Raw genomic sequence first — 14,564 nt, forward strand, 5'->3', positions numbered from 1 at the left:
CAAATTCACCCTTAATCCTGACTTTCAACCCGCCTTGCGCAACGCCTCGATCAACTCTTGCTTGCGCATGCTCGAGCGCCCCGGAATCTTCTTCGCCCGGGCTTCCCTCATCAGGCTGTCCACCGTCTGGGTATCGCGTGACGCCTTGCTGTTGCGCGGTTTGCCCTCACGGGTGGCGACTGCACGGCGGGCTGATTCCTTGCGATCGGCAGACTTGGCAGCGGCCGGTTTCTTGCGTCCCGAGCCGCCGGCGCGCTCACCGCCACCCGACTGCTTGTTTACCGTCGCCCAGGCGCGGGCCTCGGCTTCATCTTTCGACACGCCTTTGCGTTCGTAGCTTTCTTCGATGTGTTCGGCCTTGCGTTTCTGCTCGGCGGTGTATTTGTCTTTGCTTCCACGAGGCATGGGATTTCTCCTGGCGATAGGAGCTGGCGCAGGCTTCGCCAGCTCCTGCTCGGTTAGTTATCCAGTTTGCGCGCCGCCTCAACCCCAGCGGCGCTGAGTTTGATCGGCAGGTTCAGCGAGTGCTCGCCGGCTTCGTTGCAGATCACATGACCGTGCTGGATCAGCCCACGCTCCTGCAGCGTCGCAAGGGTGCTGGCCACGACTTTCTCCCCCCGGTAATTGTCCAGAACCTCCTTGCCCAAGCCACTTGGATGGGCATGCAGCAGGCGGGTCAGGACTTCTTTTTCCAGGTTTTTATCGACGTTCATGGTGACCTCTTGGTTGGGATGGACGAGTGTTGCTCCTCGCTCGCATTGGCGAGCCCTTACTCGATATTGGTCCGTCCCCGACCGGGATTGGTGCCTGATGAACGACGAGCGGTGTGGCTCTGGCTCCTCAGCCGACGCCGATTTCTTCCTTGAACAGCTCCATGAATCCCTTCAAGCGTTGATGGCGAACCTGTGCCAGACGCTGGCCGGTGGTCGTTTGGAAGCCGTCCGCCAGGTGCAGCAATTTGGTCTGGAAATGATCGAGGCAAAAGCGTTTGTCATCGTAGTCCCGCTCGTTTGCCTCCGGGTCCACAGGGTCGTACAGCGCGCTGCCCATGCTCCCGGCAATGTAGAAAGTACGCGCCACGCCGAGCATGCCAAGGGAGTCGAGGCGGTCGGCGTCCTGGATGATTCGGGCTTCGAGGGTCGTGGGTGTGATGTTGGCGCTGAAGCTATGGGCCTCAATGGCATGGACGACCGCGGTGATTTTTGCGTCAGGCCAATCCATGGCTGTCAGCACTGTCGACGCTTTCTGCGCCGCCAGCCGTGACGCCTGGGAACGCAGCGGCGAGTTCTTCTCCACCGCCACGCAATCGTGCAACAGCACGGCGGCCAGCAGCACTTCAAGATCACCGCTTTCTTCAGCATGAAGCGTGCGCACGTTGTGCCATACCCGTTGCAAGTGCGACAAATCGTGGGCGCCATCCTCGCCAGGTTCCAGCGCATGGGGCAGCAGTTCAGAAGCCAGACTCTGCAGAGGTGCGAAAGCAGCGGTGCTCATAAATGTCCTAAGTATGAAAACGCTTTTGTGGCGAGGGAGCTTGCTCCAATGCCAGTAAGTTAAACCGTAAATGCAATCCGTAGCAGCTGCCGAGCCTGCGAGGCTGCGTTCGGCTGCGCAGCAGTCGTGAATCCGGCTGACGCGGTCTGCCTGACGCACCGCAAGTTCTGGTTTGACGACTGCTTTGCAGCCGAACGCAGCCTCGCAGGCTCGGCAGCTGCTACGGAGAGTGTGTTACGGCTGAGATTACTTAGCGAATCGACATTAGCCACAAAGGCCCCCTCCATCATTTCAAATGTGACGAGCGCCGCGCGCGGACTTAGTATGGCGTTTTCAACTTTTGACAAGGCACGTCCATGACGATCGAAATCCGCCCGGCAACCCCCAGCGATGCTCCGCAAATCCTCGCGTTCATCACTGAACTGGCCGACTTCGAACGTGCCCGCCACGAAGTCATCGCCAGCGTCGCCGACATCGAGCGCAGCCTGTTCAGCGAAGGCGCCACCGCCCATGGCCTGATCTGCCTGCGCGATGGCCTGCCGATCGGCTTCGCGGTGTTCTTCTTCAGCTATTCCACCTGGCTGGGCAGTAATTGCCTGTACCTCGAAGACCTCTACATCACCCCTGAACAACGGGGCGGCGGCGCCGGTAAAACCTTGCTGCGCCACCTGGCAAAAATCGCCTGTGCCAACGACTGCGGCCGTTTCGAATGGAGCGTGCTGGACTGGAATAAACCGGCGATTGAATTCTACAAATCCCTCGGCGCACAACCGCAGGAAGAGTGGGTGCGCTACCGGATGGATGGGTCGGTGTTACGCGAGTTTGCCGAGGGCGGCTGATCGATTGATGGCAATCTGACACGGATCGGTTGTCCGCACCGCCCTAGTCCGGCATTCTGTGCGCCTTTTGCGCGCTCACGGACGACACTTGCAATGCCTTTGGCACCCTTTCTCCACGCCCGTGGAGCCTTCGCCGCGTCAATGAGTGACTGGCGATGAGCGGACTTCGGGCGACGATGCGTTTGTATGGCCTGGTGAAAAAACTCGGCTCCACGGACGACCGCCATCGCCAGCCGGTGGACATCCTTTGCACCCTCAATCGCACGGGCGGTAAGGCGATCCGGGCGTTCGTCTCGCGTCTGGATGCCGAGTTGATGGCGCGCAGTCGCGGTCTTGAGGAGTACCGCGTTGTCCCGCTTCGCACATTCGATCCAAATCAGTTGATCCAGGATCATCAGGGCTGGCTGACGCTGCACGTCTGCTGTGGCTTCGTTGTCCTGGCGGATCAATCGTTATTGAACGATGGCACATTGTTGCCCATGGGCTGGTATGTCTATTCCGACGTCGGTCAATGGACCGCAGAGCATTACATCGACTTCGGCCCGCAGATGACCAGCCTGCTGCAAACGTCCTATAACCGGATCGGCTTGCGCGACTACAACGCTTGGCTCAATGACTTCGACAGCGTCTCGGATGCGGATATGGAATGGCAAGTCGCCGAGGCCTGGCAAACCCTTCACAACGTTTCATCTCCCGACAGCCATGACGATTGTCACGCGCTATTCGACCCGGTCGATAACCGCTGGCGCTTCGCCGCGGCCGACATTGATGTCTATCAGCCTCACCCTGAACCTCAGAAGCAAGGAGCTTTGACTTGAGTGGAAAACCCGCTGCGCGCGTCACCGACCCGACCGCGTGCCCGTTGCCGGGCCATGGCACCAACCCGATCGTGTCCGGCTCCCCGGACGTGTTCTTCGACGGCCTCGGCGCTGCCCGAATGACCGATAAATCCGCCTGCGGCAGCCCGATCACCGGCGCGGTCTCCAGCACGGTATTTATCAATGGCCTCAACGCTGCAACGCTCGATAGTACGGGCGGGCATGGCAACGTGGTGGTTGGCGGCTCCGGCACCGTCATTATTGGGCAAAGCGGGGGAGGCGCCACGTTCAGTGGGTTGTTGCCGATGCCGGTGCATTTCACGGACAGGTTGCAAGTGGTCAATGAGGCAACTGGAGAGCCGGTTCCCTATCACCCCTACACCATTCAGCGTGGGGACGGCAGCGAAGAGCATGGCATCACGGATGCGTCCGGGTTTACCCATACTGTCAGTTCGCATTTGGCTGAAACCATTAAATTGTTTGTGGAGTAATTGGGGATGCCAGGTGAAAACGCGGCAGTGAAGGAAGCGTTGCCGAAAAGACAGGTTTGCGATCATCCACTGACAGACCCAAAAGACACTTCGGTGAAGCAGGTTGCCATTACGGTAAAGAAAATATTTATCTTTTTTATCGGTGGGGCTGGGGATCAGGAAAGTTACTACTTGAGTGGTCCTAACTGGAACGTCAGTTATGTTCGTGACGACGTGTTGGCGGATGCTGATGCTCTGAACTATCTCTGTCGGTGCCCTGTACGGGCAATGGCCTACAATAAATTTATAACTGATGAAGATTTGGCAAAAAATGTTCTGAGTGAAATTCCTGACACCTCCACAGCGGTTTATATTGTTGGACACAGTCTGGGTGGCTGGAACGGTGCACACCTCTCCAGTGTGTTGACGGATAAGGGGTACAAAATAAGGATGTTGATTACTCTGGACCCGGTGGGCGAAGGGAAAATTGTCTACGGCATTTCCAATATTTACAGGTTGACTCCTAAACCCAAAGCAGAATTCTGGATCAATGTCCGAGCTGCAAAAGTAAAAGACCGGAACGTGTCTGACTTTGTTGCGGACTTCGGTGAGCAATGGGAGATTACGTCGGGTCCGAATGTAAGTGGCAGGGTGGATGTCAATCATGCAGATGCGAACATTATGTTCGCGAAGCCGTTAGACGGTGGAAAGTCTGCTCGCCAGTTGTTGGCGGAGTCCATACTCAGCTACTTTAAAGAGAAATAACTATGCGCAATTTTGTTTTTTGTCTTTTTATGGCGTTGTGTGCTTCGTGCTCTTCAAATCACGGAAGACCCATCGCGACGCTTCATTACGAGAAGGTGGAAACTTCACCGAGTGGTAATTCCTATCAGATAAGGTTTACCAGTGATACAGAGCTTTTGGGTTTGTTCAAGTCCAAGATCGGTGAGGGATTGGTATGTGCGCTGGAAGATGATCTTGACTTTTCCGTCGGGCATTACATAAAACGCTCTGGAAGAGGGACTGTCGAATTTGTGAAAGACTCTTCAGGTGAGCATTATATTTCAATGATCCTCTTCCGCGAGGCTGAGGAACTGCAAGGGAAAGAGACTATTCTCACCGGTCAAGCACTGCGTGAGATTCTCGATAAGCGTGAGTTCATGTTGTGCACGTTCAGAGTTCATACCACTCGTTACAAAACATACTTCTCAAATGTTATGCGCGTGCCGACAGCAGATCTGTTGAAGGCAGCTGCTAAAGAGTAATAGCGAACGGTTAGGCTTCTTGTCAGAAAGCAAGCAGCCTTATTGCACACTCGCTTCCCAGTTACCGCTCATCAAACCATCAAGTGCCTGCCTCACGGTGATCTTGAAAACCCCGGCCTTTCCCTCATCGAAGGCCGATTTCCAGTACGTATACCCCTGATTGAAATCCGCAATCTCGGCGGTCTCACCCACGCGGTGGGTGAGACTGCGTTGCAGAGCTTTGGCGAAGAAAATCTAGTTATATTTGTAAATCCCATAATATGGGATTGATATTTATATATTGAGATTTTTCTACGTCCAGGTTTATAGTCCAGTTCACTCACTGTCCAAAAAACAAAACAGGTGAAGCGATGCTGGCGCAATTGATCGCGCTCGATTGGGGGACAACCTCATTACGTGCTTACAAACTCGGCTTCGGTGGCCAGGTGCTGGAACAGCGTGCGCTGTCGTCCGGGATCATGCAGCTGCCCAGGACGCCGCGAACCATCGCCGGTCAGGCATGCGCCGACGGCTTTGAACTGGCCTTCGATGAGGCTTGCGGTGACTGGCTCGACGTGCAGCCCGATGTGCCGGTGATTGCCTGTGGCATGGTTGGCAGTGCTCAGGGCTGGTGCGAAGCGGCTTACTGCGACACGCCGGCGAACGTCGCCAATCTCGGAACTTCCCTACAAACCGTTCGCAGTCTTCGCGGTGTCGATGTGCACATCGTGCCGGGTGTGATTCAGCGTTCGCACTTGCCCAACGTCATGCGTGGCGAGGAAACCCAGGTCCTCGGCGTATTGCAGAATCTGCCGGGCGAGGCGGGTAGGGATCTGTTGATCGGCCTGCCGGGCAGTCATTCGAAATGGGTGCAAGTGGCCGACGGCTGCATCGTGCATTTCGATACCTTCATGACCGGCGAAGTCTTCGCCGTGCTCAGCGAACACAGCATTCTGGGGCGCACTCAGCAGCGCGGCGGGTCTTTTGATGGCGAGGCGTTTGACCGTGGCGTGCAAGTGGCGCTGTCGGCGGATGGCGAGATCGGGCCGCTGTCGACATTGTTCAGTGCCCGCAGTCTGGGGCTGACCGGCGAGCTGAGCGCCAGCGCTCAGCCGGACTATCTGTCCGGCCTGCTGATCGGCCATGAACTGTCGGCCCTGGCCAATGTTCAGCGGCGTCGACGCAACAGCGTGCACCTGCCCTCGATCATCCTTATCGGCAACGCCCAACTCTGTGCTCGCTACAGCCGGGCGCTCGACGCCTGCGGTTTTGCCCGGGTGACCCTGGCCGAGCAGGCCACCGAACGCGGCTTGTGGCAGTTGGCGGTCGCCGCCGGACTGGTCACTGCAAACCCATCCCGTTAAACCTGACTGGAGGTCTGACATGCTCAAGCAAGCATTGGCACAAAACGGTCTGATCGCGATCTTGCGTGGCCTGCGTCCGCAAGAGGCGGCAGCGGTCGGCGAAGTCCTGTATTCAGCCGGATTTCGCGTCATCGAAGTGCCGCTTAATTCCCCCGAGCCGTACGAAAGTATCCGCATCCTGCGCAGCACATTACCCGCCGATTGCCTGATCGGCGCGGGCACGGTGCTGACGCCGGAACAGGTCGAGCAAGTGAAAGCGGCGGGCGGGCAGGTGATCGTCATGCCCCACAGCGATGCCAAGGTGTTGCGCGCGGCGAAGGCAGCAGGGCTGTTCCTGTCGCCGGGCGTGGCGACGCCGACCGAAGCCTTTGCAGCCCTGGCCGAAGGGGCGGATGTGCTGAAGATGTTCCCGGCCGAGCAGATGGGCCCAGCCGTAGTGAAAGCCTGGCTGGCGGTGTTGCCGGCGGGGACGGTGCTGGTGCCGGTGGGCGGGATTACGCCAGACAACATGCAGGTGTTTGTCGAGGCCGGCGTCAAAGGTTTCGGTCTCGGCTCCGGGTTGTTCAAACCGGGCATGACGGCTGACGAAGTAGCGGTGCGCGCCAAGGCATATGTCGCTGCATGGAACGCTCTGCGTTAAGACTTTCTGGCGCTGTGAGCGCTGCATCTACAAGAGAGACAATAGAGATGAAAATCACCAAACTCACCACCTTCATCGTTCCGCCGCGCTGGTGCTTCCTCAAGGTCGAGACCGACGAGGGCGTGACCGGTTGGGGCGAGCCCGTGGTCGAAGGCCGCGCGCACACCGTCGCTGCTGCGGTCGAGGAGTTGTCCGACTACCTGATCGGTAAAGATCCACGCAACATCGAAGACATCTGGACCGTGCTCTACCGTGGCGGCTTCTACCGGGGCGGGGCGATCCACATGAGCGCGCTGGCCGGTATCGACCAGGCGTTGTGGGACATCAAGGGCAAGGCACTGGGGGTGTCGGTCAGCGATTTGCTGGGCGGCCAGGTGCGGGACAAGATCCGGGTTTATTCGTGGATCGGTGGTGATCGCCCGGCGGACACTGCTCGCGCCGCGAAAGAAGCGGTCAGCCGTGGTTTCACCGCGGTGAAAATGAACGGCACCGAAGAGCTGCAATTCCTCGATTCCTTCGAGAAAGTCGACCAGGCGCTGGCCAACGTTGCCGCCGTGCGCGATGCGGTCGGCCCGAATGTCGGCATCGGTGTGGACTTCCATGGTCGGGTGCACAAGCCGATGGCCAAGGTGCTGATGAAGGAACTCGACCCGTACAAACTGATGTTCATCGAAGAGCCGGTGCTCAGTGAGAACTACGAAGCGCTGAAAGAACTGGCGCCGCTGACCAGCACGCCGATTGCCCTTGGCGAGCGGTTGTTCTCGCGCTGGGATTTCAAGCGTGTGCTCAGCGAAGGTTACGTCGACATCATCCAGCCCGATGCGTCCCACGCGGGCGGTATCACCGAAACCCGCAAGATCGCCAACATGGCCGAAGCCTACGACGTGGCGCTGGCGCTGCATTGCCCATTGGGGCCGATTGCCCTGGCGGCGTGCCTGCAACTGGACGCGGTTTGCTACAACGCGTTCATTCAGGAACAGAGCCTGGGCATCCATTACAACGAGAGCAATGACCTGCTCGATTACGTGAAAGACCCGCGGGTGTTCGACTACGACAAAGGCTTCGTGAAGATCCCCAATGGGCCGGGCCTGGGCATCGAGATCAACGAGGAATACGTGATCGAACGCGCCGCCGTCGGCCACCGCTGGCGCAATCCGATCTGGCGCCATGCCGATGGCAGTTTTGCCGAGTGGTGATACTCACGCGGTGATCGTTCCCACGCAGGGCGTAGGAGCGATCAAACACCATGACCTCAATAAACATAAGAAGAGGCACCCCCATGCAACCGCAAATCCTCACCGGGCAGGCGTCGTTGGTGACGCCCAGTCGCAAGCGCTTTTTCATCATGGTCCTGTTGTTCATCACGGTGGTGATCAACTACCTGGACCGCAGCAACCTGTCGATTGCCGCCCCGGCGCTGACCAGCGACCTAGGCATCGATCCGATCCACGTCGGGTTGATTTTTTCCGCGTTTGGCTGGACCTACGCCGCCATGCAGATCCCAGGTGGCTGGCTGGTGGACCGGGTGCCGCCGCGCATTCTCTATAGCGTCGCATTACTGCTGTGGTCGCTGGCCACGGTGATGCTCGGCTTCGCCGCCAGTTTCATTGCATTGTTCGTTTTGCGCATGGCGGTCGGTGCCCTGGAAGCGCCGGCGTACCCGATCAACAGCCGCGTGGTGACAACCTGGTTCCCCGAGCGCGAACGCGCCACGGCCATCGGTTTCTACACCTCCGGGCAGTTCGTCGGCCTGGCGTTCCTGACGCCGGTGCTTGCCTGGCTGCAACACCAATATGGCTGGCACATGGTGTTTGTCAGCACCGGTGTGGTGGGCATCCTTTGGGCAGTGATCTGGTACGCGGTGTATCGCGAACCACGGGATTTCAAGGGCGCCAATGACGCGGAAATCGAGCTGATCCGCGAGGGCGGCGGGTTGGTGGATATTCAGGCCGAAGCCGCCAGGGCCAAGGCGAAATTCAGCTGGATCGACCTCGGAGTTGTCCTGAGCAAGCGCAAGTTGTGGGGCATTTACCTCGGCCAGTTCTGCCTCAATTCGACTTTATGGTTCTTCCTGACATGGTTCCCGACTTACCTGGTGAAATATCGCGGCATGGACTTCATCAAGTCTGGCTTGCTGGCGTCACTGCCGTTTCTCGCAGCGTTTGTCGGCGTGCTGTGTTCGGGGTTCTTCTCGGACTTTTTGATCCGTCGCGGCTACACCGTAGGCTTTGCTCGCAAGTTACCGATCATTGGCGGACTGCTGATTTCCACCTCGATCATCGGCGCCAACTTCGTCGAGTCGACGCCGCTGGTGATCGCCTTTCTCGCGCTGGCCTTCTTCGGTAACGGTCTGGCCTCGATCACCTGGTCGCTGGTGTCGACCCTGGCCCCGGCGCGCTTGCTCGGACTGACCGGTGGGGTGTTCAATTTCATCGGCAACCTGGCGGCGATTACCACGCCGATCGTCATCGGTTTCCTTGCCTCCGGTGATTCGTTTGCCCCGGCGATCACCTATATCTCTGTTCTGGCGTTGCTGGGTGCGTTGTCCTACGTGTTGCTGGTGGGCAAGGTCGAGCGTATCAAGTTGTAGTCGCAGCTGTCCGGCGACCATAATGCCGCCCGTTCCCTCGCTCAACGGTAAAGGCTGGATATGCAGGAAGACGCCCCAAAAATCGCCAAGGACGCCGCGCCGACCGGCACCCAGACACTGCTTCGTGGCCTGGGTGTGGTGCAGGCGGTGGCCAGTGGCGCCCGCGATCTCAAGGAAATCGCCCGACTGATCGGCACGACGCGCAGCACCACCCATCGTCTGGCCAGTTGCCTGGTGGACGAGCGTTATCTGCGGGTAGTGCCGCAGGTCGGCTATCTGTTGGGGCCGAAACTGATCGAGCTGGGTTTTCAGGCGCGCGAAGAGCTGCCGCTGGTGACGTTGGCCGGGCCGTATCTGGATGAGTTGTCGGCGTTGACCGGCGACACCATTCACCTGGCGATTCGTGAAGGCGACGAGGTGCTGTACCTGCTCAAGAATCCGGGGCGCAATGGCCCGGAAATGCGTTCGCGGGTCGGCCATCGCATGCCGTTGGCGCGTACCGGGATCGGTAAGGCGCTGATGCTTGATGACTCGCAGGAAGAATGGCAACGGCTGTATGAAATCAGCTTGCCGGTGGGTGGGAAAAATCAGTTCTGGCCGCAGCACCCGGAGCAATCCTGGGAACAGTTTCAGCAGCGCATGATCGAGTACGTGGCCGGCGGCTACGCCTTCGACCTGGAGGACAACGAACCGTCGATTCGCTGCGTGGCGGCGCCGATCCGCGATGCCAGCAAGCGCATTGTCGCCGGCATCAGCATCGCCAGCACCGTGCCGTACATGCCACTGGAAAAAATGGCCGAGCTGATTCCCCTGATCAAAGGGGTCACAGCCCGGCTGTCGGCGGAATTGGGCCTGAAGGTTTAGAGTTTCAGCGTCGCCATGTCGATCACGAAGCGGTATTTCACGTCACCGGCGATCATGCGGGTGTAAGCCTCGTTGATCTGACGGATGTCGAGCATTTCGATGTCGCAGGAGATGCCGTGCTCGGCGCAGAAGTCCAGTACTTCCTGGGTTTCGGCGATGCCGCCGATCAGTGAGCCGGCCAGTATGCGACGACCCAATACCAGTTTGGCAGCATGCACCGGCGGATCGATCGGCTCGATCAAGCCCACCAGAATGTGCACGCCGTCGAAACGCAGGGTATCGAGGTAGGGGTTGAGGTCGTGTTGCACCGGAATGGTGTCCAGCAGGAAGTCGAATTGTCCGGCGGCGGCCTTCATCTGTTCGGCATCGGTGGACACGATCACGTGGTCCGCACCTTGGCGACGACCTTCTTCAGCTTTGCTCGCCGAGCGGGTGAACAAGGTCACCTCAGCGCCCATCGCCTTGGCGAACTTGATCCCCATGTGACCGAGACCGCCCATGCCAAGAATCCCGACCTTGTCACCGGCCTTCACGCCGTAGTGCTTGAGCGGCGAGTAGGTGGTGATGCCGGCACATAGAATCGGCGCGGCGCTGGCCAGGTCGAGCTTCTCGGGGATGCGCACGACAAAGTGCTCGCTGACCACGATGCTGTCGGAGTAACCGCCCATCGTGTTGCTGCCATCGACCCGGTCCGGGGTGGCGTACGTCATGGTCGGGCCTTCGAGGCAGTATTGCTCCAGATCGGCCTGGCAGGCTTCGCAATGGCGGCACGAGTCGACCATGCAACCGACGCCGACCAGATCGCCGACTTTGTGTTTAGTAACGTTCGCGCCGACGGCGGTCACTTTGCCGACGATCTCATGGCCGGGCATCAGCGGGTAAACCGCAATGCCCCACTCGTTGCGCGCCTGGTGGATGTCGGAATGGCAGACGCCGCAGTAGAGAATCTCGATTGCGACGTCGTCGGGCCGTTGACTGCGGCGTTCGAATTTCATCGGGGCGAGGGGAGTGGTGGGCGACTGAGCGGCGTATCCGATGGCGGTGTACATAGTGAACCTCGCAAAAGCAGTGACAGGTGAGGCGAGCCATTCTGGGCACCGCACGGGTGACCGGCCATGGCGATTCCTCCGGGTGTCATGCCTAATCCTCCGGTATGCGCCGTTGATTGGCCGCATTGGCGTTCAGACCTGCGATGATGTTTTCATCCCTTTTTTCGCGACTTTTTTGTGAAGAGCTCTCCATGTTGTTGACCCGTCATCTCGATGCCAATGCCACGCTGGTTTCGCTGATCCAGCCGCTGACCACCCGCGATGGTTTCACGCCTACCGCGTTGCCGGGCGTGCAGATTTTGCGGGCCAGTTGTGATTTGGCCCGTGGCCCGCAAATCTACGAGCCAAGCCTGGTCATCATCGCCCAGGGCAGCAAGTTGGCGTATCTGGGGTCGCGTACTCTGGAGTACGGCGCCGGGCATTATTTGATTCAAGCGCTGCCGGTGCCGTTCGAGTGCGAGACGTTTTCCGCGCCCGATGGCCCGATGCTGGGCATTTCCATCGCCATTGACCGGGTGTTGCTCGGTGAGTTGGTGCTGGCCATGGGGCTGGCGTCGGGGCGCTGTATCGCGGCGCAGACGCCAGAGTCCATGACTTCGGCGGTGCTCGATGATGCGATGCGTGGTTGTGTTGAACGGCTGTTGCGCTGTCTGCACGACCCGCTGGAGAGCCAGGTTATGGGACAGGCGCGATTGCGTGAGTTGTTGTTCGTCGCCTTGCGTGGGCCGCAAGCCGATGTATTGCGGGCGCTGGTGGAGCAACAGGGGCAGTTCGCCCGGATCGCGGCCTCCCTGAGCCATCTGCATGCCCATTACACCGAGCCGCTGAACGTCGACGCCCTGGCCAGTTGCGCGAACATGAGCGCGTCGACGTTTCATGAGCATTTCAAACGCTGCACTTTGTTGTCGCCAGTGCAGTATCTGAAGCGTTTGCGCTTGCTCAAGGCCCAGCGCTTGCTGCAGGGCGAAGGATTGGGCGTGGCCCAGGTGGCGCATCGGGTGGGGTATCAGAGCACGTCGCAGTTCAGCCGTGAGTACAAGCGCTACTTCGAGCGTAATCCGGGGGATGAGCGCGCTGCCTGATCCACAGGTTCTTGTGGTGACGTTTGAATTGCGGGCAACAAAAAGGCCCCCGTTCAGGGAGCCTTGTTGTTCAAGCGATCGACTTACATGTTCGGGTAAGTCGGGCCGCCGGCGCCTTCCGGTGCCACCCAGGTGATGTTCTGTGCAGGGTCCTTGATGTCGCAGGTCTTGCAGTGAACACAGTTCTGGGCGTTGATCTGGAAGCGCTTCTCGCCGTCTTCCTGGGTGACCACTTCGTACACGCCGGCCGGGCAGTAACGTTGGGCAGGTTCATCGTACAGCGGCAGGTTCTTGCTGATCGGGATGCTCGCGTCGGCCAGCTTCAGGTGGCACGGCTGCTCTTCTTCGTGGTTGGTACCGGAGATGAACACCGAGCTGAGCTTGTCGAAGCTGAGCTTGCCGTCCGGTTTCGGGTAGTCGATCTTCTTGCAGTCGGCCGCCAGTTTCAGGCACGCATAATCCGGCTTGGTGTCGTGCAAAGTGAACGGCAGTTTGCCGCCGAAGATGTTCTGGTCGATCCAGTTGAAACCACCGCCGACAATGGCGCCGAACTTGTGGATCGCCGGGCCGAAGTTGCGGCTGGCGAACAGTTCGTCGTAGAGCCAGCTCTTCTTGAAGGCGTCGACGTAAGTAGTCAGCTCTTGCGTGCCGTCCAGATCAGCGAACAGCGCATCGGCCACGGCGTCAGCGGCGAGCATGCCGGACTTCATCGCCGTGTGGCTGCCCTTGATCTTGGCGAAGTTCAGGGTGCCGAGGTCGCAACCGATCAGAGCGCCGCCCTTGAAGACCATTTTCGGCAGCGAGTTCAGGCCGCCTTTGCAGATGGCGCGAGCGCCGTAGCTGACGCGCTTGCCGCCTTCCAGGTATTGCTTGAGCACCGGGTGATGCTTGAGGCGCTGGAACTCGTCGAACGGCGACAGGAAGGTGTTGCTGTAGGAAAGATCGACGATCAGACCGACCACCACCTGGTTGTTTTCCAGGTGATAGAGGAACGAGCCACCGGTGTTCTCGGTGCCCATGATGTCCAGCGGCCAGCCGGCGGTGTGGACCACCAGGCCTGGCTGGTGTTTGGCCGGGTCGATTTCCCAGATTTCTTTCAGGCCGATGCCGTAATGCTGGGCATCGGCTTCGCTGTCGAGGTTGAAACGCTTGATCAGCTGCTTGCCGATGTGGCCGCGGCAACCTTCGGCGAACAGCGTGTACTTGGCGCGCAGTTCCATGCCTGGGGTGTACAGGCCTTCCTTCGGATTGCCTTCGCGGTCAACGCCCAGATCGCCGGTGATGATCCCGCGAACCACGCCGTTCTCGTCGAACAGCGCTTCCTGAGCGGCGAAGCCCGGGTAGATTTCCACGCCCAGGTTCTCGGCCTGCTGGGCCAGCCAGCGGCACAGGTTGCCCAGGGAGATGATGTAGTTACCTTCGTTGTGCATGGTCTTGGGCACAAAGAGGTCTGGAATCTTCTGCGCGCTGTCAGCGTTTTTCAGAACGAAGATGTCATCGCGGGTGACTGGCGTGTTCAGCGGCGCGCCGAGCTCTTTCCAGTCCGGGAACAGTTCATTCAGGGCCCGTGGTTCGAACACGGCACCGGACAGGATATGAGCGCCGACTTCGGAGCCTTTTTCGACCACGCAGACGCTGATTTCCTTACCGGCTTCGGCGGCCTTCTGCTTCAAACGGCAGGCGGCGGACAGGCCAGCGGGGCCGGCACCGACGATGACCACGTCGAATTCCATGTATTCGCGTTCCACAGGCTATCTCCTACTCAAGGCTCAACAGTTTTTTTTCTAATTGGAGGTTGGGTGTCGCATTCATGAATTCCCCATAGTGCGGCACAGAGGACAATCGATGAACCACCTTTCTCTTTGGGTGGCGCATTATATCTACACCACTCTTAGCGTCCAATACAAACGTTTGTTTGAATCGGCTCAAAGCCAGATAAATCAAAGTCACGCGGCTTATGACTGGCCATTTTGCCGTATTGACCGGAATAGGTGTTCCGGTCAAGATACGGGCGGTTTTGCGCTCGCCGTAGGCTGAATACAGGTTTCAAGAGCACCTCTAAAGACAGGGCGATGGCAGTACAAGGTGAAGCGCCGCGCAGGTATCGCGC

At 59.0% G+C, this 14,564-nt stretch carries 16 protein-coding genes; 11 read left to right on the forward strand and 5 right to left on the reverse strand.

All coding sequences use genetic code 11. The annotated features are described in order from the left end of the window. Window positions 1–24: 24 nt before the first annotated feature. From LOY36_RS07535 to LOY36_RS07545, 3 genes are all read right to left on the reverse strand, one after another. On the reverse strand, window positions 25–405 hold the full coding sequence (locus LOY36_RS07535) for a Rho termination factor N-terminal domain-containing protein (protein WP_018926198.1): 381 nt from the start codon (window positions 403–405) through the stop codon (window positions 25–27). A 53-nt stretch (window positions 406–458) separates the two neighbouring features. Continuing rightward, the gene (locus LOY36_RS07540) at window positions 459–713 is read right to left on the reverse strand and encodes a hypothetical protein (protein ID WP_018926197.1); all 255 of its coding nucleotides are present in this window, start codon (window positions 711–713) and stop codon (window positions 459–461) included. Between the two features lie 127 nt (window positions 714–840). After that, complete coding sequence (locus LOY36_RS07545) at window positions 841–1,494, reverse strand: HD domain-containing protein (RefSeq protein ID WP_258672827.1); 654 nt, start codon at window positions 1,492–1,494, stop codon at window positions 841–843. A 356-nt stretch (window positions 1,495–1,850) separates the two neighbouring features. Here LOY36_RS07545 and LOY36_RS07550 point away from each other — a divergent pair, with 356 nt between their 5' ends. The 10 genes from LOY36_RS07550 (at window position 1,851) to LOY36_RS07595 (ending at window position 10,323) form a co-directional block, all read left to right on the forward strand. Next, window positions 1,851–2,333, forward strand: coding sequence for a GNAT family N-acetyltransferase (locus LOY36_RS07550; RefSeq protein ID WP_019650456.1), 483 nt, complete (start codon window positions 1,851–1,853; stop codon window positions 2,331–2,333). Window positions 2,334–2,488: 155 nt separating this feature from the next. Next, window positions 2,489–3,151 carry a hypothetical protein gene (locus LOY36_RS07555; RefSeq protein ID WP_258672828.1) on the forward strand — a complete coding sequence of 221 codons (663 nt, stop codon included), beginning with the start codon at window positions 2,489–2,491 and terminating at the stop codon, window positions 3,149–3,151. Then, entirely contained in the window at window positions 3,148–3,642 is a 495-nt protein-coding gene (locus LOY36_RS07560) for a PAAR domain-containing protein (RefSeq protein WP_064616611.1), read from the forward strand. The genes LOY36_RS07555 and LOY36_RS07560 overlap by 4 nt, the downstream gene beginning before the upstream one ends. A 6-nt stretch (window positions 3,643–3,648) precedes the next feature. After that, window positions 3,649–4,386, forward strand: coding sequence for an alpha/beta hydrolase (locus LOY36_RS07565; protein ID WP_258672829.1), 738 nt, complete (start codon window positions 3,649–3,651; stop codon window positions 4,384–4,386). A 2-nt stretch (window positions 4,387–4,388) separates the two neighbouring features. After that, entirely contained in the window at window positions 4,389–4,886 is a 498-nt protein-coding gene (locus tag LOY36_RS07570) for a hypothetical protein (protein ID WP_258672830.1), read from the forward strand. Between the two features lie 350 nt (window positions 4,887–5,236). Continuing rightward, the gene (locus LOY36_RS07575; protein ID WP_258672831.1) at window positions 5,237–6,229 is read left to right on the forward strand and encodes a 2-dehydro-3-deoxygalactonokinase; all 993 of its coding nucleotides are present in this window, start codon (window positions 5,237–5,239) and stop codon (window positions 6,227–6,229) included. A gap of 19 nt (window positions 6,230–6,248) precedes the next feature. Further along, window positions 6,249–6,869 carry a 2-dehydro-3-deoxy-6-phosphogalactonate aldolase gene (locus LOY36_RS07580; protein WP_018926189.1) on the forward strand — a complete coding sequence of 207 codons (621 nt, stop codon included), beginning with the start codon at window positions 6,249–6,251 and terminating at the stop codon, window positions 6,867–6,869. A gap of 47 nt (window positions 6,870–6,916) precedes the next feature. Continuing rightward, window positions 6,917–8,065 (forward strand): galactonate dehydratase, encoded by a 1,149-nt coding sequence (gene dgoD / locus LOY36_RS07585; protein WP_018926188.1) that lies wholly within the window; start codon window positions 6,917–6,919, stop codon window positions 8,063–8,065. A gap of 83 nt (window positions 8,066–8,148) precedes the next feature. Beyond that, a complete protein-coding gene (locus LOY36_RS07590) occupies window positions 8,149–9,459 on the forward strand; it encodes an MFS transporter (RefSeq protein WP_258672832.1) in 1,311 nt (436 codons plus the stop codon). A gap of 60 nt (window positions 9,460–9,519) precedes the next feature. After that, on the forward strand, window positions 9,520–10,323 hold the full coding sequence (locus LOY36_RS07595; RefSeq protein ID WP_018926186.1) for an IclR family transcriptional regulator: 804 nt from the start codon (window positions 9,520–9,522) through the stop codon (window positions 10,321–10,323). On the opposite strand, the gene LOY36_RS07600 is transcribed toward LOY36_RS07595, so the two are convergent. Further along, window positions 10,320–11,372 carry an NAD(P)-dependent alcohol dehydrogenase gene (locus LOY36_RS07600; RefSeq protein ID WP_258672833.1) on the reverse strand — a complete coding sequence of 351 codons (1,053 nt, stop codon included), beginning with the start codon at window positions 11,370–11,372 and terminating at the stop codon, window positions 10,320–10,322. The two genes, LOY36_RS07595 and LOY36_RS07600, sit on opposite strands and share 4 nt — an antisense overlap. A gap of 191 nt (window positions 11,373–11,563) precedes the next feature. On the opposite strand from LOY36_RS07600, the gene LOY36_RS07605 reads away from it, so the two are divergent. Continuing rightward, entirely contained in the window at window positions 11,564–12,454 is an 891-nt protein-coding gene (locus LOY36_RS07605) for an AraC family transcriptional regulator (protein ID WP_258672834.1), read from the forward strand. Window positions 12,455–12,537: 83 nt separating this feature from the next. Here LOY36_RS07605 and LOY36_RS07610 read toward each other — a convergent pair whose 3' ends face one another. Beyond that, window positions 12,538–14,202: an electron transfer flavoprotein-ubiquinone oxidoreductase gene (locus LOY36_RS07610; protein ID WP_258672835.1), complete on the reverse strand. Its 1,665-nt coding sequence runs from the start codon at window positions 14,200–14,202 to the stop codon at window positions 12,538–12,540. Window positions 14,203–14,564: the final 362 nt, after the last annotated feature.

This window comes from Pseudomonas sp. B21-019, from assembly GCF_024749225.1.
Classification (GTDB): Bacteria; Pseudomonadota; Gammaproteobacteria; order Pseudomonadales; family Pseudomonadaceae; genus Aquipseudomonas.